Origin of the sequence: Mesorhizobium sp. WSM4308 (assembly GCF_002294905.1) — a bacterium.
Lineage (GTDB): Bacteria > Pseudomonadota > Alphaproteobacteria > Rhizobiales > Rhizobiaceae > Mesorhizobium.
In genome coordinates this window covers 588,069-604,394 of the sequence record NZ_NSFW01000002.1, presented here as the reverse complement: position 1 = coordinate 604,394, position 16,326 = coordinate 588,069, and the positions used below count along the sequence as shown (strand labels likewise).

The window sequence follows — 16,326 nt, the reverse complement described above, 5'->3', positions numbered from 1 at the left end:
CCGCCGGCCTGCCGGTGATGGACTCGCCAACCCATATCGTGCCGGTGCTGGTCGGCGATCCCGAACTCTGCAAGATGGCCAGCGACCGCCTGCTCGGCGTGCACGGCATCTACATCCAGCCGATCAACTACCCGACCGTGCCGCGCGGCACCGAACGTCTGCGCATCACGCCGACACCGTTCCATTCCGATGCGCTGATCGCCGAGCTGCAGGACGCGCTGGTCGAGACCTGGGACGCGCTCGGCATTCCCTACGGCTCGGCAGGACGGCCCATTGTTGCGAAGAGCGATCGGATCGTTCCGCTCCTGGTGCCCAAGTCCGGCGGTTGAAACGGGACTCGACTGCCAGCCGACGCGGGCTGGCTAAATAGTCTTCATCCATTTCGCCAGCCGGTGCGCTGCTTCCTCGATCTGGTCGAGGCGGCGGTGGAAGCACAGCCTGAGGAAGGCTTCGCCGCCGGGGCCGAAGGCGGTGCCGGGCGCAAGGCCGACATTGGCCTTGTCGACGATGTCGAAGGCGGCGGTGCGGGAATCGGTGATGCCGTCGACGGTGAAGAACAGATAGAAGGCGCCCTGCGGCACGGTAAACCGCGCACGGCCGGTGGCGCCGAGAATGCCGCAGACCAGGTCGCGCGCCTTTCTCGCCCGCTCCACCTGTTCGGCGACGAAGCCATCGCCCTCGTCAAGCGCGGCCACCGCGCCGCGCTGCATGAACTGGGCAACACCGGAATTCGAATACTGGATCAGGTTCTCGAACACCTGCTGCAGGCTCGGATGCGTCTTGATCCAGCCGACGCGCCAGCCGGTCATCGCCCAGTTCTTGGAAAAGGAGTTGACGAACAGGATGCGGTCTTCCTCCGTCGCTATGTCGAGGAAGGACGGCGCACGGCCATGGCCGTAGTGGAACAGCGAATAGATCTCGTCGGCGATGATCCAGACGTTCTTGGCGCGCGCCAGGTCGAGGATGGCCTGCAAGGTCTCGTGATCGGCGGTCCAGCCGGTCGGGTTCGACGGCGTGTTGATGAACAGCGCCTTGGTGCGCGGCGTGATCGCCGCGGCGATCTTCTCGACGTCGCAGGACCAGCCATTGCCGGAATGATCGAGCGTGACCGGCACCGGAACGGCTCCCGACAGGGCGGCGGCAGCGTCGAAATTCGGCCAGGCCGGCGACAGATAGATCACCTCGTCGCCGGCGCCGGCGAGAGCGGTAAGGGACATCTGGATGGCATGCATGCCGGATCCAGCGACGATGAATTGCTCCTCCGGGAACGTCTTGCCGAAATGCCTGGCGTAGTAGCGTGCCAGCGCCTGCCTGAGGTCGGGGATGCCCCTCTGCCAGGTGTAGAACGTCTCGCCGCCGGCCAGCGCCTTCGACGCGGCATCGGTGATGAAGGCAGGTGTCGGCAGGTCGCCCTCGCCGGCCCATAACGGGATCAGGCCCTCGCGCAGGCGGCCGTAATTGACGACGGCGACAATGCCGCTTTCCGGTGCGGCGCGGGCTTCGGCGCGAAAGCTATCGATCAGGCTCATGGACAAATCCGTTTTCCCTTAGAGCAGTTCACCGTTTCACGGAAACGGCAACCCGCTCTAACTCTTTGTTTTAACGCAATTCCCCAGGGAAAGCGCTACGCGGTTTCCCGGGAAAACCGTTTCACACTTTTCCTGGAATTGCTCTAGGCTTGCCGCTCTTTACCAGATACGAAAACAGAAAACCCCAGCCGCGAACGACCGGGGTTTTGGTCCAGCAATGGCTGGCTGAATTATCGCTTGGCGAGCAGATCGCGGATTTCGGTGAGCAGCGCGACATCGGCGGGGGGCGGCGCGGCCGGGGCAGCAGGCTTCTCGCGCTCGAGCCGCCGGCGCAGATTGTTCACCCCCTTGACCATCAGGAAGATGACAAAGGCAATGATCAGGAAGTTCAGCGCCACGGTGATGAAGCTGCCATAGGCAAAGACCGCGCCTTGCTTGCGCGCATCTTCAAGGTTGGTCGCAGTTACATTGTGCGACAGGCCAATGAAGTAGTTGTTGAAATCGACCCCTCCGAGCGCGCCAATGAAAGGCATGATGACATCATCGACCAGCGAAGTGACGATCTTGCCGAAGGCAGCGCCGATGATGACGCCGACGGCCAAGTCCATCACGTTACCCTTGGAAATGAATTCCTGGAATTCTTTCAGCATTCGACCCTCCTTGCATGGCGGGCCGCGCTGCCGTTCCGTCCTTGCCGCATCGACCCGGCGACAACATAACAAAAACCTCCGGTTGCAACATGGGCAAAAAGGAGAAAGCGATCGCTTTCTCCTTCCCTGCCGTTAGCCTCCAGAAATCACGCGCTTCATGCACCCAAAGCCGTGATGGACTTGGGACCCAAGCTGTGATTGCGTTCGGACAAGCCGGACAGAAAGACTGCAAAGGAGGAAATTCCGGGCGTGCAAGGCTTGTTCATCGTCATCATCGCGATCGCCTATGTGACGTTGCTGTTCGCCATCGCCAGCCTGGGCGACCGCCGCTCGGCCATCTCCGGGCCCGGTCGTGCGCGACCCTTCATCTATGCGCTCAGCCTGGCGATCTATTGTACCTCGTGGACCTTCTTCGGCTCGGTCGGGCTCTCCTCCGAACGCGGCCTCGAATTCCTCGGCATCTATACCGGCCCGGTGCTGGTGTTCGTGTTCGGTTTTCCGCTGCTCAACCGCATCGTGCGGCTGGCCAAGACCGAGAAGATCACCTCGATCGCCGACTTCCTCGGCGCGCGCTACGGCAAGAGCTTCACCGTCGCGGCGATCGCCACGCTGATCGCCACCATCGGGGCGGTGCCCTATATCGCGCTGCAGCTGAAGGCGATTTCCGGCTCGGTCAGCCTGATGGTCGAGCACTATACGGGATCGCCGCCCTCTTTCGATCCGTTCGTCAGCGACATCTCGCTGGTCGTCGCCATGCTGCTGGCCTTGTTTGCCGTCTTGTTCGGCACCCGCCATGCCGACGCCACCGAACATCAGGACGGGCTGGTGCTGGCGGTGGCGGTCGAAACCGTGGTCAAGCTCGCCGCCTTCCTGGCAATCGGTCTGATGGTCACCTTCCTGATCTTCGGCGGCCCGGGCGACATGTTCGCCAAGCTGGCGCAGAATGCACAAGTGCGCCAGGCGATGGGCTACAACACCTCGCTCGCCACCTGGCTGGTGCTGACTTGTCTGAGCGGCTTTGCCATCGTCATGCTGCCGCGGCAGTTCTACGTCACCATCGTCGAGAACCGCGGCGAAGCCGAACTGCGCACCGCGACCTGGGTGTTTCCGCTCTACCTCGTGGCGATCAACCTGTTCGTGCTGCCGATCGCCTTTGCCGGCCTGTCGCTGGTCGGCACGGGCACCAGCAGCGATCTCTACGTGCTGTCGCTGCCCCTGTTCAGCGGCCACGACGTGCTCGCCATGGCGGCCTTCATCGGCGGGCTGTCGGCGGCAACGGCCATGGTCATCGTCGAAAGCGTGGCGCTCTCGATCATGATCTCCAACGACCTCGTCATTCCGCTGTTCGTGCGCCGCCTGCTCAAGACCTCGACCTCCGAGAACGAGGACTGGTCGACGCTCATCCTCAATGTGCGGCGCGGAGCGATCTTCATCCTGTTGTTCATCGCCTTCCTCTACTATCGCGAGAGCACCAACAGCGCGCGGCTGTCATCCATCGGGCTGATGTCCTTCGCGGCCATCGCGCAGTTCGCGCCGGCGCTGATCGGCGGGCTGATCTGGCGCGGCGCCAATGGCAGGGGCGCCGCACTCGGCATGATCGCCGGCATCCTCATATGGGGCTACACACTGCTTTTGCCCTCGCTTGTCGCACCCGATGCCGACATCATCTTGCAAGGGCTGTTCGGTTTCGAGGCATTGCGGCCGCAGGCGCTGTTCGGAACGGTCGCCGAACCGCTGAACCATGGCGTGTTGTGGAGCCTGTCGATCAACACGCTGTTCTTCGCCCTTGGCTCGCTGTCGCGCGCGTCGGTGCCGCTGGAGCGCATCCAGGCGTCGATCTTCGTGCCACGCGACGCCAGTCCGATGCCGAGCCTGCGCCGCTTCCGCACCGCCATCACCGTCAACGACCTCAAGGACACGATCGCGCGCTACCTCGGCGTCGAGCGCACCGAGCGTTCCTTCCAGTCGTTCGAGAAGACCAACGGCACCTCGCTGCACGGCAAGGAGCAGGCGAGCATGGAGGTCATCCGCTTCTCCGAGCAGCTTTTGGCCAGCGCCGTCGGCTCCTCCTCGGCGCGGCTGATCCTATCGCTGCTGTTCCGGCGCCATGACCGCGAATCCCGGGATGCCTTCCGCCTTCTCGACGACGCCACCGAGGCGCTGCAGCACAACCGCGACCTCCTGCAGATCGCGCTCGACCAGATGGAGCAGGGCATCACCGTCTTCGACCGCGATTTCCGGCTGATCTGCTGGAACCGCCAGTACCGGGCGCTGTTCGACCTGCCCGACGAGATGGGCCAGGTCGGCGTCTCGCTCGACCAGATTCTACGCCATCTCGCCGAGCGCGGCGACATCCCCGCCGACCAGCGCGTGGCGATGCTCAACCGGCTGACCAGCTTCGTCAGCCCCTGGCAGATGGAACTGAAGACCAGCGGCCGCATCCTGGAACTGCGCTCCAACCCGATGCCGGATGGCGGCATCGTCGCCACCTATGCCGACATTTCCGGGCGCGTCGAACAGGATCTGGCGCTGAAGCGCGCCAATGAGTCGCTGGAACAGCGCGTCAAGACCCGCACCATCGAACTGACCCGGGTCAACGAGGAGTTGACCCGGGTCAACGAGGAACTGGCGCAGGCGCAGATGCTGGCCGAGGAGGCCAATCTCGGCAAGACGCGCTTCCTCGCCGCCGCCGGCCACGACATCCTGCAGCCGCTGAACGCCGCCCGGCTCTATTGTTCCTCGCTGATCGAGAAGGCCGGCAAAGGCCCAGCCGGCAAGGCGGCGGTCAATATCGAATCCTCGCTGGAATCGGTCGAGACGATTCTCGGCGCCGTGCTCGACATCTCGCGCCTCGATGCCGGGGCGATGAAGCCGGACGATACCGCCTTCAATCTCGACGGCCTGCTGCGCCAGATCGGCAATGATTTTCGGCCGATGGCCGCCGAGAAAAAACTCGGCCTGACGATCATGCCGTCTTCGCTGACGGTGGTGACCGATCGCAATTTGTTGCGCCGCCTGATCCAGAATCTTGTCTCCAACGCCATCAAGTATACCCGCAGGGGTCGCATCCTGGTCGGCGTGCGGCGGCGCGGCGAACTGGCGGAGATCCAGGTGATCGACACCGGCATCGGCATTGCCGGCGAGAAGCTGAACACGGTCTTCCATGAGTTCACCCGGCTCGATGAAGGCGCGCGCGAAGCCGAAGGGCTCGGCCTTGGCCTCTCCATCGTGGACCGCATCGCCCGGGTGCTTCGGCTGGAAATCCGCATCTTCTCCAATCCAGGCAAGGGCACGCGCTTTTCGGTCATCCTGCCGGTCGCAGCGGTGCAGGAGCCGCGACGCGAGGTCGAAACCAAGGCTCCCGCCCGTGCCGCGGCTTCGCTCGCCGGGCTGCATGTGCTGTGTATCGACAATGACGCCCGCATCCTGGAGGGCATGCGGCTGCTGCTCGAAGGCTGGGGATGCAAGGTTGATACTGTGTCCGGCTCACGGGATCTGGAGAACGCCGCGCTACACCGCCCGGATATCGTGCTTGCCGATTACCATCTCGACGGCGAAACCGGCCTCGATATCATCGCCCGGCTGCGTGCGACCCATGGCAACGACCTGACCGCCGTGCTGGTCACCGCCGACCGGTCCAACGAGGTGCGGGCGGCGGCAGCTGGGCTCGATATTGCGGTGATCAACAAGCCGCTGAAACCGGCGGTGCTGCGTTCGATGATGGCCAGGGTGAGGCCGCTGGCATCGGCGGCAGAGTGACGCCAACGGGCCGGCCGGCCACAGCTGGCGCTTTCAGGCCCTGTGCCCCAGGCTCCTGAGGTAGGCGCAGAACATATCGGCTATCGCATCGGAATAGGTCTCGATCTCCGCCGGCATTCGCGAACTTGCCGAAAAATCCCGTCCCGCCGCACTAAGCATCGTCGTGACCAGCTCGCCGGCCATGGCTCGGGTGGCATCGGAGGCCTCGGGCAGTGTCTCCTGCATGAATATCTCGACCGTGCGCTCCGCCGAAGCCCGCGCCTCTTGAGCCTCTGGCGCATCCCGATAAAGCGGCGCCGCGTCGTTGAGCGCGCCACGCACTGCCGCTTCTTCACATTCGGAGCGGACAAAGGCATGCACCAGGATGCGCAGCCGCTCGAGGGGCGGCTTCTCGACCTCCTGGAGAATACGGCACAGCAGGTCGGTCGTTTGCTGCCATTCGTCGCTCTGCAGCCGGAACAGAAGTGCCGCCTTGTTGGGGAAATATTGATAGAGCGAGCCGACGCTGACTCCGGCCCTTTCGGCCACGCGCGTGGTGGTGAAACGCTGCGCGCCTTCCTTCTCCAAAACCTGAACAGCAGCCTGCAAAAGAGCCGCGACAAGGTCCGTCGCGCGAGCCTGTTTGGGCTGTTTTCGTGAGGAAATCGAATGACTTGGGCGTTCGGTCATGTCTCGGCCCGGTAATGCGAATTGGAAACCTGAAGGATTATTCGTATTTTCGGCGCAACACAAGCACGCAGCCATTTCGACCGGAGACGTTCATGACGATGCTGACCAATGCCCCGCTGGCCCCGCTGCTCGCCCGCCTGTTCGAAGAAGCCAATGCCGCAACCAGTCCGGTGGCGGGACTCTCGCACGAAGAGCGGGCGCGCCTGATCAACAGCAAGACCGAATATGTCGATTTCTACGGTCGGCTGAAGGACCTCTGGCTGGCGATCTCGCCGGAGACCGGCACGCTGCTCTACATGCTGGCGCGCAGCAGCGGCGCGCGCATCATCATCGAGTTCGGCACCTCGTTCGGCATCTCGACGCTCTATCTTGCGGCAGCGCTCAGGGACAATGGCGGCGGCCGCCTGATCACCACTGAATTCGAGCCGTCCAAGGTGATGCGGGCCAAGGCCAATCTGACCGAGGGCGGCCTCATCGACCTGGTGGAGATCCGCGAGGGCGACGCGCTTGAAACGCTGAGCACCGACCTGCCCGAAACGATCGACCTTTTGCTGCTCGACGGCGCCAAGGCGATCTATCCGGAGATCCTCAGCCTGGTCGAGAGCCGCTTGCGGCCAGGCGCGCTGGTCATCGCCGACAATGCCGATTTCTCGCCCGAATATCTCGAGCGGGTGCGCTCGCCGGCGTCGGGCTACATGTCCACGCCGTTCGGCGAGGACGTCGAATTGTCCGTGCGGCTCGGCTGAAGCCGGCCCCATCGCCGTATTGGATACTACCACGCGGCTCAAACCTCCTTGTCGCTCCAGGGCGACCGTAGGCGTTTACGTCAACCAACGCGCAAACCCCGGGCCGTCGACGACAGTCGGCCTCCATGCGCAGGTGACGTCATGATCAACACGCTTCTTTCCTCCTGGCGCGCAGCCCCGCACCCAGCCCTGATGGGGCTTCTGCTGTTCTTCTGCGCGGGTTTCGCCGATGGCGCGCTCGTGCCTTTCTTTCCGCTCTGGGCAAGCAGCGAGGCGGGCATTCCCGTCGGCGCGATCGGCCTGCTGTTTGGCTGCTATGCCGGGGGCGAACTGCTGGCGGCGCCGCTGATCGGCGGCATCGCCGACCGGGTCGGCCGGCGGCCGGTGCTGATTGCCTCGTCGCTTGGCGTCGGCGCCGGCTTCCTGGCTTTGTTCTTCGTGCATGGTATCGCCGTTACCGCGATCGTGCTGCTTCTGACCGGCATGTGCGAATCGGTGCTTCATCCAACGATTTTGACCACGATCGCCGATGTGACCCCGCCATCCGCGCATCCGCGCTGGTTCAGCCTGGCGCGCGTGAGTTCAAGCGCCGGGCAGATTCTCGGCCCCGCCTGCGGCGCCCTGCTGGCGCTGCTATCGCTACGCAGCGTTTTCCTCGCCGGCGGCACGATGCTTGTGCTGGGCGGCATCGTGATGCTCTTCGCCCTGAACGAGACGATCGGCATCGGCCTCGCCGCCGGCGACGATCGCCACGGCGGCGAAGACAACGAAGAGGAAGGCCTGTCCGCGCTGCTGCCGGCGTTCCGCGACGGCCGGCTGACGAAGCTGCTGCTCTGGGTCGTGCTGTTCGAGGTCGCCGGCAACTGGATCGAGGCGGTGGTCCCACTTTACGCGCAGAATGCCGGGACGCTGACGCCATCCGGCGTCGGCGCGCTGTTCGCCTACGCCGCCGCCCTGACGGTCGGCCTGCAGATGCTGGTCAGCCGCCTGGTCGAGGCACGATCCGCGCTCTGGCTGACGGTCGGCGCCGGCCTTGCGACGATCCTCGCCTTTGCGCTGCTCGCCGCCTCGCCGGCGATGCTGACGCTGATCGGAGCGGTCAGCCTGTGCTCGATCGCGCAGATGCTGGTCGGACCGCTGGTGCCGACCGCCGTCAATGCGCTGGCGCCGCCCGCACGGCGCGCCTCCTACATGGCGGCTTCGTCGGTGGCGGTCGACCTCAAGGACTCGTTGGGGCCGTCGATCGGCACGGCGCTTTACGCGCTGGCACCGCGCCTGCCCTGGATCGCCGGCATTCCGCTGGTGGCGATCGCATCGCTTGGCCTCGGCGCCGCCATCGGCCGGGCGCGCAATCCTTCGCGGCCGACCGAGGAGGATGCCACGCCGCAACTGGGTTCAGCCGTCGAAAACTGTCGCTGAGATTCGGCGCCATCGCACAGACGCGGGTCGATAGCCTCAGACGGGGCTGTCCAGCGTGTGCGAATTGCGGAACCGGGGCTTCGCGCCGCTGGCCGCCGGCGACGGACGGTGCTCGCGAAACGCCATGGCAAGGGTGCGCGATGCATCGCGCGATTGCGGGTCTGAGAGCGTGGACAACAGCACGATCTCCGACGCCGGCAGCGGTGGAAGGCCGAATTTGCGGCTGACCTCGATGGTGCCGGGCGGGGCGAGGCGGCAAGAGAACACCGATGCGGCGAGACCGGCCGATTCCGTTGTCCATAATGCACTGCGCAACGGCTTTGGCTGGGTGATGCTCTATGGCGGCATCGGCGTCTGGATCATGGCCGCCATCAGCTTCGTGAGTTTCAACGCCCGACCGGTGCGGACAGAGGTCCAGTGTCCCGATTGAACGGGCGACGCAGACGCTCAGCTGTTGGTCTGCAAAGGGTCGGTGCCGATCTTGGACAGAAGGATCACCGCCTGGGTGCGGCTGTCCACGCCGAGCTTCTGCAGGATGGCCGAGACATGCGCCTTGATGGTCGCCTCGGAAACACCGAGCTCATAGGCGATCTGCTTGTTGAGCAAGCCTTCGGCCAGCATGCCGAGCACGCGCGTCTGTTGCGGCGTCAGCGCCTGCAGCCGCTTGATCAGGTCCGATATTTCGGGATCGCGCTCGACACCGAGATCGACGCCAACGGGCGCCGCGATGTCGCCAGCCAGCACCGATTGCACGGCGTTGCGGATTTCCTCCATGCTGGCCGATTTGGAGATGAAGCCGGATGCGCCGAGATCGAGCGCGCGCCTGATGGTCGCCGGATCGTCATGCGCCGAGACCACGATCAGTGGCACCGCAGGGTGAATGCCGCGCAGCGAGATCAGGCCGGAGAGACCGCTGGCGCCCGGCATCGACAAATCGAGCAGCACCAGATCGACATCCTCATTGGCCACGACCAATGCCTTGGCGCTTTCGAAATCGCCGGCCTCGTGAATGGCGGCGACATTGCCGATGCCGGCAAGCGCTTCGCGGAGCGCACCGCGAAACAGCGGGTGATCGTCGGCGATGACGAAAGAATAGCCTGACGGCAAATGTTCCTCCCCGAATCCCGTCGATGATTTTTAAGCTTTTTGGGACCAGTCGAACGATTATGAGGGGCAGCGCGCTGTTTTCAAGCGGCAAAACCAGCACGCCGCGTTTTCCCTGCTTCGCAAGATCAAAGTCCTAAGGCGTCCTTTGCGCGTCCAAAAGGACCCGCGGCGCCACAGGAGCTCAGGTCTTCTGCGAGTTGAGCTGGGCGCCGCCGCCGTTGTCCTTGTCCATATCCTTGACGATGCCCATGAAGCCCCTGAGGAAGCGCTCCATGTAGCTCATCGTCTTGTTGAAATCCTCCTCGCTCGGCAGTTTCGATTCGAGGCGGGCGGAGAGCGAATTCTCCAGCTTGGTGACGCGCTCGTCCATTGCCTTCATCGAGGTCTGCAGGCGGTCGATTTCGTCCTGGAACGCGGCGCGTTCGTCGGCCGCCACCTTGCAGACGAGCTGACCGGAGCGTTCCTCGCAGATCGACATCGCACCGGTCTGCGTATCCATGCGGACATAGCCGTTGGCGGATTTTTCCAGCCGGTAGCGATCGGTTTCTTCCGAATAAGCTGATACCGCGACCAGTGAAACCAGCGCGGCGGGGATCAAGATGTGTTGCAGACGCATGTTGTCCTCCATGGCCAAGGCCTGAAATATCGCATGTTTGCGCCGGAAATGGGGAAGACCCCTGGCGTGGTCTTTCCCGCACGACGGGTTCGGACTATAGCGCAACCATGTCTCAGTTTATCTACAAGATAACCCCGCAAGCGCTTTGGCGCGAGGCCGAAGCCAGGGGCCGCTTCACCGGCGCGCCGATCGACGTCGCCGACGGCTTCATCCATTTCTCCACGGCGGCGCAGGTCCGGGAAACCGCGGCAAAGCATTTTTCCGGCCAGACAGACCTTCTGCTGGTCGCCGTCGACGACGCCAGCCTGGGCGACGCGCTGAAATACGAGGTTTCGCGCGGCGGCGCGCTGTTTCCGCATCTTTACGGCGTGCTGGTGCTGGATGCCGTCAAATGGGTGCGGCCGCTGCCGCTCGGTGCCGATGGCGCGCATCGGTTCCCGCCGCTGGAGGGGCAATGAGCGTGCTCGACCGACTCGGCCAGAAGCTGCTGTTCACCTTCGATCCGGAAACTGCGCATGGCCTGTCGATCGCGGCGCTGCGCTGCGGCCTGCCTGCCGGCGCGCGGACGGTGCGCGATATCAGGCTGAAGGCCAGCCTCTGCGGCCTCGATTTCCCCAACCCGCTCGGCATGGCGGCCGGCTACGACAAGAATGCCGAGGTGCCCGACGCGCTGCTTGGCCTTGGCTTCGGCTTTGCCGAGGTCGGCACGCTCACGCCGCTGCCGCAGGCCGGCAATCCGAAACCGCGCATCTTCCGGCTGACGGCGGATGAAGCGGTGATCAACCGGCTGGGCTTCAACAATGAAGGTCATGCCGCGGCCGAAAAACGCCTTGCCGCGCGCAAGGGACGTTCCGGCATTGTCGGCGTCAATATCGGTGCCAACAAGGACAGCGCCGATCGCATCGGCGACTATGAGCGCGGCGTCACCCGCTTTGCCCCCTATGCCAGCTACCTCACGGTCAACATCTCCTCGCCCAACACGCCCGGCCTGCGCAACATGCAGGCGCGCGAGCAACTCGGCGAACTTTTGTCGCGTGTCATGGCCGCGCGCGCGTCGGCGGCGGCCCAGCCGCCCATTTTCCTCAAGATCGCGCCGGATCTGGTCGAGGCCGAGTTGGAAGACATCGCCGCCGAGGTCGCGGAAAAACGGATCGACGGAATCATCGTCTCCAACACCACAATTTCGCGGCCGCCGCTGCGCAGCGGCGGCGTCGCAGGCGAGACCGGCGGGCTTTCGGGAAAACCGCTGTTCGAACGCTCGACTGTCGTGCTGGCGAAGATGCGCAAGCTGCTCGGGCCGGGCATCGCCATTGTCGGGGTCGGCGGCGTGGATTCCGCCGAGACCGCGCTGGAGAAGATCCGCGCCGGGGCCGACCTGGTGCAGCTCTACACCGGCATGATCTATGCCGGACCCGCGCTGCCGGGCCGTATCGTCGCCGGCATGGCACGCTTTTGCGAGACGGAGCGGCTGAAGTCCATTGGCGAATTGCGCGACAGCCACCTCGATCGGTGGGCGTCCAAGCCGCTCAGCTGAACGCCGTCTGCACCCGCAACCGCAAAATGGTCAGCAGGCTGAAGCCGCGCGCCAGCAGGAAAACGTGCAGCGCCGCCCACAGGCCGTGATTGCCGAAGGCGGGCGCCAGCGTCAGCAGCGCGACGGCAAAGACCAGAAACGACAGCAACATCATGTTGCGCATGTCGCGCGACCAGGTCGCGCCGATGAAGACGCCATCCATCTGGAACGCCAGCACGCCGCTCAGCGCGGTGAATGCCGCCCAGGGCAAATAGATGTCGGCCACCGAACGGACCTCCTGCGATGTCGTGACGATGGCGACCAGGTTGGCGCCGGCCGACAGCAGCACCAGGGTCGCGGCACCGGCCAGCCCTAAACCCCAGAACAGGGTCAGCCGCACCGCCTGCCGGAAGGGTTGCTCGGCGCGCGCGCCGACGGCACGGCCCGCGAGCTGCTCGGCGGCGGTGGCAAATCCGTCGAGGAAATAGCCGGCGACGAGGAAGAAGTTCATCAACACCGCATTGGCTGCCAGCGTCACCGTGCCGAACTGCGCGCCCTGGCGGGTGAACAGCGCGAAGGCGGCAAGCAGCGAGAACGAGCGGATCATGATATCGCGGTTGAGCGACAGCATGCGCAGGAAGGCGGCCATGTCGAGCAGCCGATGGCGCGGCAAGGGCGGGGTCGCGCGGAAGCGACGGACCACGACGGCGAGACCCAGCAGCATGGCCAGGAATTCGCCCGTGACAGTCGCCCAGGCAACGCCGGCAACGCCCCAACCAAGCTTCAGGCCAAGCAGGAAGCAGAGCGTGATGTTGATGCCGTTGAGCACCAGTTGCAGCACAAGGCCGAGCCCGCCCTCGCCACGCCCCAGCACATAGCCGAGAATGGCGTAGTTGATCAGCGAGAACGGTGCGGCAAGCAGCCTGATCCTGATGTAGACGCCCATCGCCTCGCTGACGCGCGGTTCGGCGCCCATGAACCACTGGCCGCCGATGGCGATCAACGGCGAAAGCGCCGCCAGCACGACACCGGCAACGACCGCGATCAGCACGGCGCGCCAGAACACCGCCTGTTCCTCGAGCGCGTCGCCACGCCCGAAAGCCTGGGCGACGAGGCCGGTGGTGCCCGAACGCAGAAAATTGAAGCTGGTGAAGACGACGTCGAAAACAAGTGCGCCCGCCGCAAGGCCGCCGAGCAAAGCAGCGTTACCGAACTGGCCGACAACAGCCGTGTCGACCAGGCCGAGCATCGGCGTGGTCAGATAGGCGAGCGTCATCGGCACCGCTATGGCGAGCACGGAACGGTTGGTAACGACAAAAGCTCTGGCGTCGACTGGAGTTGCGCCGTTGTCCAAGGGATTGCTGCCTTGCTGATTTGCGGCTTGATCAAAGAGCCGATGTGCCCCATTTTCCGGCCACCGCGCAATCATTCTTCCCGCGATGGCCAACCGAAATCCCGGTCTGGCGCGAAGCCGCCGGATTCCGTTCATGCCCCTGCAGATCGTCCACCACCCCGACTACGACGCCGGCTTTGCCACCAACCATCGCTTCCCGATGAGCAAGTATCCGCTGCTGATGGAGGCTTTGCGCGCACGCGGCCTGGCCAGGCCTGACGCGCTCAACGCCGCGGATCCCGCACCGGCATCATGGCTGAGGCTTGCCCATGCGGCCGACTATGTCGACCAGGTCATCAACTGTTCAGTGCCGGAAAAAATCGAACGCGAGATCGGCTTTCCGGTCGGCCCCCGTGTTTCGCTGCGCGCGCAGCTTGCGACTGGCGGAACGATACTGGCGGCGCGGCTCGCCTTGCGCCATGGCATCGCCTGCAACACCGCGGGCGGCAGCCATCATGCGCGGCGCGCGCAAGGCGCCGGCTTCTGCACCTTCAACGACGTTGCCGTCGCCTCGCTGGTGCTGCTCGACGAGGGTGCCGCACAAAACATCCTGGTCGTCGATCTCGATGTGCATCAGGGCGACGGTACGGCGGGTATTCTGAGCGACGAGCCAGGTGTGTTCACCTTCTCCATGCATGGCGAGCGCAACTATCCCGTGCGCAAGATCGCCTCCGATCTCGACATCGCGCTTGCCGACGGCACGGGCGATGCCGCCTACCTCCGGAGGCTGGCCACTATCCTGCCGGAGCTATCGGCCCGGGCGCGCTGGGACATCGTTTTCTACAATGCCGGCGTCGACGTCCATGCCGAGGACCGGCTTGGCAGGCTGGCGCTTTCCAATGACGGCCTGCACGCCCGCGACGAGATGGTCATCGGCCATTTTCGTGCGCTCGGCATTCCGATCTGCGGCGTCATCGGTGGCGGCTATTCCACTGATGTTCCGGCCCTTGCCGCACGGCACGCCATCCTGTTCGAGGTCGCCTCGGCCTATACCTGAAAGTCACTTCCGATAGTTGGCGATCCTGAGCAAGATGAAGGCCGGCACGACGATCGCGGCCCCAAGCAGGATGTAGCCGAGGAAGCGGTCAATGGCGTGGAAGCCCAGGTTCCAGAGATCGATGAAGAACTTCTGGATGCCGTAGAAGACATCCATCGGCGACCAGCCGAAGGCATTCATGACAAGGCCGACGAGGAACGACACCACCAGCAGCTTCAGGATCACCCTGAGCGGCGAGTCGCCGAGAAAGCGCGTCAGTGCGGACAAGGTCGTCTCCCGATTGAGATGCCCAGGCTCACGGGCACGGCCCAGAGATACGTGCTTGGCGGCTATCCATCAAGCCAGCGCGGTTGGTGCCCGGGCTGGAACAGGGGATCGAGACTCCGAGCTTCGGACGGCCCGCAATTCTTAAATATAGGTAAACAAGATCATTTTAATTTGTTGAAAATAAAGCACAAAATCGTCATTTTCGAATTTTGCGCAATGTGCGTGCAATTTTCACCTGCGAGACAGTCGGCGTCTTTCAGGTGACTGGTTGCGCGGCGCTCCGACCCCCTGCCACAGCTGGCGAACGCCAGTCTCAGGACCGTGCAGCCATCCCTGAAAGACACCAAACCGGAGCCCTGACCGCCCCAGCGGCCAAGCTCCCCGGGAGTTAACCTGCGTGTCGATTGCTGGATGCGCGTTTGTGTTGGAGTAATGCTGTGTCCTCTCAAGTAAAGATCGTCCTGACGGCGGCCAGCCTCGCCTTTTGCCTTCTCGGGCCGGCGATGGCCGCCGACCTTTCACCCACCTACAACGACCCGCCCGCCTTCCAGTGGAGCGGCGCCTATGTCGGCGTGCATGGCGGCACGGCGTTCACCGGGATGCCAAACCCGTTTGCAGGCCGCAATGGCTTCAGCGGCGGCGTCCAGGCCGGCTACAACCAGCAGATGGGTCCCACCGTTCTCGGCGCCGAGATCGAAGGCTCCTATCTGGGCGGCGCCGAACACGACGTCCAGGGCGGCAAGATCAAGGAGAAATGGCGCGGCGCCGCCAAGGCCAAGGCAGGATTGAGCTTCGACCAGACGCTGCTGTTTGGCACCGGCGGCGTTGCCCTGACCAAATTCGACAAGGGCGACAACGTCAGCAGCGCCGATGGATGGAAGGTCGGCTACCTCCTGGGCGCCGGCATCGAGCAGGGCTTCGCCGGCGGGCTGTCCGCCAAGGTCGAGTACGACTACGTCCGCACCCGCGGCGTCGAGACGACATCGGCTCTTGGCACGTCGAAGACGACGATCGGCAGCCATGAACTGAAGGCCGGCATCAATTACCGGTTCTAGAACCGAGCGAACCGGATTGCACGATGCCGCTGGGCGTCGCGCAATCCGGTGTCTCGATATCCACCGCACAGCGGCTTTTTCGGCAATGGCGCCCTTCCCACGCGTCGCTGCAATGTCGATGCAATCTTCGCGATCTAGGTCCGCGCGTGAATTTTCACCATGGGAATCTGTTCCGATATGTCCACGCATGGCGCCAGCCTCCTGACCCAGGCCCCGAAGATCGTCTTCATCGCAATCGCGCTCGCAGGCTGTGCCTCCGACATCATGAAAAATTATGTCGGGCAGCCGGTCGAATCGGTCGTCCTCGATTATGGTCCGCCGACGGCGATCGTCGATCTTGGCCAGGGCGAGCGCGCCTACCAGTGGCGCAAGGTGTCGACGTCAGCGGTTTCCGGGACATCGAGCGGCGAGGTTCGCGAGACAAAACACGGAACCGTCTATGAAGAGACCGAGACGCCCGGCTATATCGAGCGTCAGGAATGCTTCTACACATTCTATGCCCGCACTTCCGGCGGCCGCTGGTTCATCACCAATTTCCGCCAGCCAAAGCTGGAATGCGAATGAACTGCCGCGGCCGCAGACCCCGACCGGCCGCGGATAAAGGAG

General features: G+C 64.1%; 17 protein-coding genes and 1 pseudogene. 10 read left to right on the top strand and 8 right to left on the bottom strand.

Annotated features, from left to right (window positions below; translation table 11 throughout):
* Positions 1-329, top strand: a 329-nt coding sequence (locus tag CK227_RS05725) for an aminotransferase class I/II-fold pyridoxal phosphate-dependent enzyme (RefSeq protein ID WP_143750484.1), incomplete at its 5' end; no start/stop codon positions are given.
* A 33-nt stretch (positions 330-362) separates the two neighbouring features.
* Here the strand turns inward: CK227_RS05725 and CK227_RS05720 are convergent.
* Together CK227_RS05720 and mscL are read right to left on the bottom strand one after the other, a co-directional pair.
* A complete protein-coding gene (locus CK227_RS05720; protein ID WP_095771913.1) occupies positions 363-1,529 on the bottom strand; it encodes a pyridoxal phosphate-dependent aminotransferase in 1,167 nt (388 codons plus the stop codon).
* Positions 1,530-1,759: 230 nt separating this feature from the next.
* Entirely contained in the window at positions 1,760-2,179 is a 420-nt protein-coding gene (gene mscL, locus CK227_RS05715; RefSeq protein ID WP_027047745.1) for a large conductance mechanosensitive channel protein MscL, read from the bottom strand.
* 249 nt (positions 2,180-2,428) lie between these two features.
* Here mscL and CK227_RS05710 point away from each other — a divergent pair, with 249 nt between their 5' ends.
* A complete protein-coding gene (locus CK227_RS05710) occupies positions 2,429-5,938 on the top strand; it encodes a PAS domain-containing hybrid sensor histidine kinase/response regulator (RefSeq protein WP_095771983.1) in 3,510 nt (1,169 codons plus the stop codon).
* Between the two features lie 33 nt (positions 5,939-5,971).
* Here the strand turns inward: CK227_RS05710 and CK227_RS05705 are convergent, their stop codons facing one another.
* The gene (locus CK227_RS05705) at positions 5,972-6,607 is read right to left on the bottom strand and encodes a TetR family transcriptional regulator (protein WP_095771912.1); all 636 of its coding nucleotides are present in this window, start codon (positions 6,605-6,607) and stop codon (positions 5,972-5,974) included.
* 92 nt (positions 6,608-6,699) lie between these two features.
* Between CK227_RS05705 and CK227_RS05700 the strand changes: the two genes are divergently transcribed.
* Both CK227_RS05700 and CK227_RS05695 read left to right on the top strand, forming a co-directional pair.
* Positions 6,700-7,353, top strand: coding sequence for an O-methyltransferase (locus tag CK227_RS05700; protein ID WP_095771982.1), 654 nt, complete (start codon positions 6,700-6,702; stop codon positions 7,351-7,353).
* A 141-nt stretch (positions 7,354-7,494) separates the two neighbouring features.
* Positions 7,495-8,772, top strand: a complete 1,278-nt coding sequence (locus CK227_RS05695; protein ID WP_245318079.1) for an MFS transporter — start codon at positions 7,495-7,497, stop codon at positions 8,770-8,772.
* A gap of 36 nt (positions 8,773-8,808) precedes the next feature.
* Here CK227_RS05695 and CK227_RS05690 read toward each other — a convergent pair.
* Positions 8,809-9,060, bottom strand: a pseudogene (locus CK227_RS05690) (LysR family transcriptional regulator); the annotation flags it as partial.
* Between CK227_RS05690 and CK227_RS05685 the strand changes: the two are divergent.
* A complete protein-coding gene (locus CK227_RS05685) occupies positions 8,942-9,202 on the top strand; it encodes a hypothetical protein (protein WP_179296371.1) in 261 nt (86 codons plus the stop codon). The pseudogene CK227_RS05690 and the gene CK227_RS05685 sit on opposite strands and share 119 nt — an antisense overlap.
* 17 nt (positions 9,203-9,219) lie before the next feature.
* On the opposite strand, the gene CK227_RS05680 is transcribed toward CK227_RS05685, so the two are convergent.
* Together CK227_RS05680 and CK227_RS05675 are read right to left on the bottom strand one after the other, a co-directional pair.
* Entirely contained in the window at positions 9,220-9,879 is a 660-nt protein-coding gene (locus CK227_RS05680) for a response regulator transcription factor (protein ID WP_095771909.1), read from the bottom strand.
* A gap of 181 nt (positions 9,880-10,060) precedes the next feature.
* Entirely contained in the window at positions 10,061-10,495 is a 435-nt protein-coding gene (locus CK227_RS05675; protein ID WP_027047742.1) for a hypothetical protein, read from the bottom strand.
* Positions 10,496-10,602: 107 nt separating this feature from the next.
* On the opposite strand from CK227_RS05675, the gene CK227_RS05670 reads away from it, so the two are divergent.
* Positions 10,603-10,953 (top strand): DUF952 domain-containing protein, encoded by a 351-nt coding sequence (locus CK227_RS05670; protein ID WP_095771908.1) that lies wholly within the window; start codon positions 10,603-10,605, stop codon positions 10,951-10,953.
* A complete protein-coding gene (locus CK227_RS05665; protein ID WP_095771907.1) occupies positions 10,950-12,029 on the top strand; it encodes a quinone-dependent dihydroorotate dehydrogenase in 1,080 nt (359 codons plus the stop codon). The genes CK227_RS05670 and CK227_RS05665 overlap by 4 nt, the downstream gene beginning before the upstream one ends.
* On the opposite strand, the gene CK227_RS05660 is transcribed toward CK227_RS05665, so the two are convergent.
* The gene (locus CK227_RS05660; RefSeq protein ID WP_095771981.1) at positions 12,022-13,362 is read right to left on the bottom strand and encodes an MATE family efflux transporter; all 1,341 of its coding nucleotides are present in this window, start codon (positions 13,360-13,362) and stop codon (positions 12,022-12,024) included. The two genes, CK227_RS05665 and CK227_RS05660, sit on opposite strands and share 8 nt — an antisense overlap.
* A 133-nt stretch (positions 13,363-13,495) precedes the next feature.
* Here CK227_RS05660 and CK227_RS05655 point away from each other — a divergent pair, with 133 nt between their 5' ends.
* Complete coding sequence (locus tag CK227_RS05655) at positions 13,496-14,398, top strand: histone deacetylase (protein WP_095771980.1); 903 nt, start codon at positions 13,496-13,498, stop codon at positions 14,396-14,398.
* Positions 14,399-14,401: 3 nt separating this feature from the next.
* Here CK227_RS05655 and CK227_RS05650 read toward each other — a convergent pair whose 3' ends face one another.
* Positions 14,402-14,665: a DUF6460 domain-containing protein gene (locus CK227_RS05650; RefSeq protein WP_027047739.1), complete on the bottom strand. Its 264-nt coding sequence runs from the start codon at positions 14,663-14,665 to the stop codon at positions 14,402-14,404.
* Positions 14,666-15,102: 437 nt separating this feature from the next.
* Here CK227_RS05650 and CK227_RS05645 point away from each other — a divergent pair, with 437 nt between their 5' ends.
* Complete coding sequence (locus CK227_RS05645; RefSeq protein ID WP_095771906.1) at positions 15,103-15,720, top strand: outer membrane protein; 618 nt, start codon at positions 15,103-15,105, stop codon at positions 15,718-15,720.
* 177 nt (positions 15,721-15,897) lie between these two features.
* The gene (locus tag CK227_RS05640; RefSeq protein WP_095771905.1) at positions 15,898-16,284 is read left to right on the top strand and encodes a hypothetical protein; all 387 of its coding nucleotides are present in this window, start codon (positions 15,898-15,900) and stop codon (positions 16,282-16,284) included.
* Positions 16,285-16,326 lie beyond the last annotated feature (42 nt).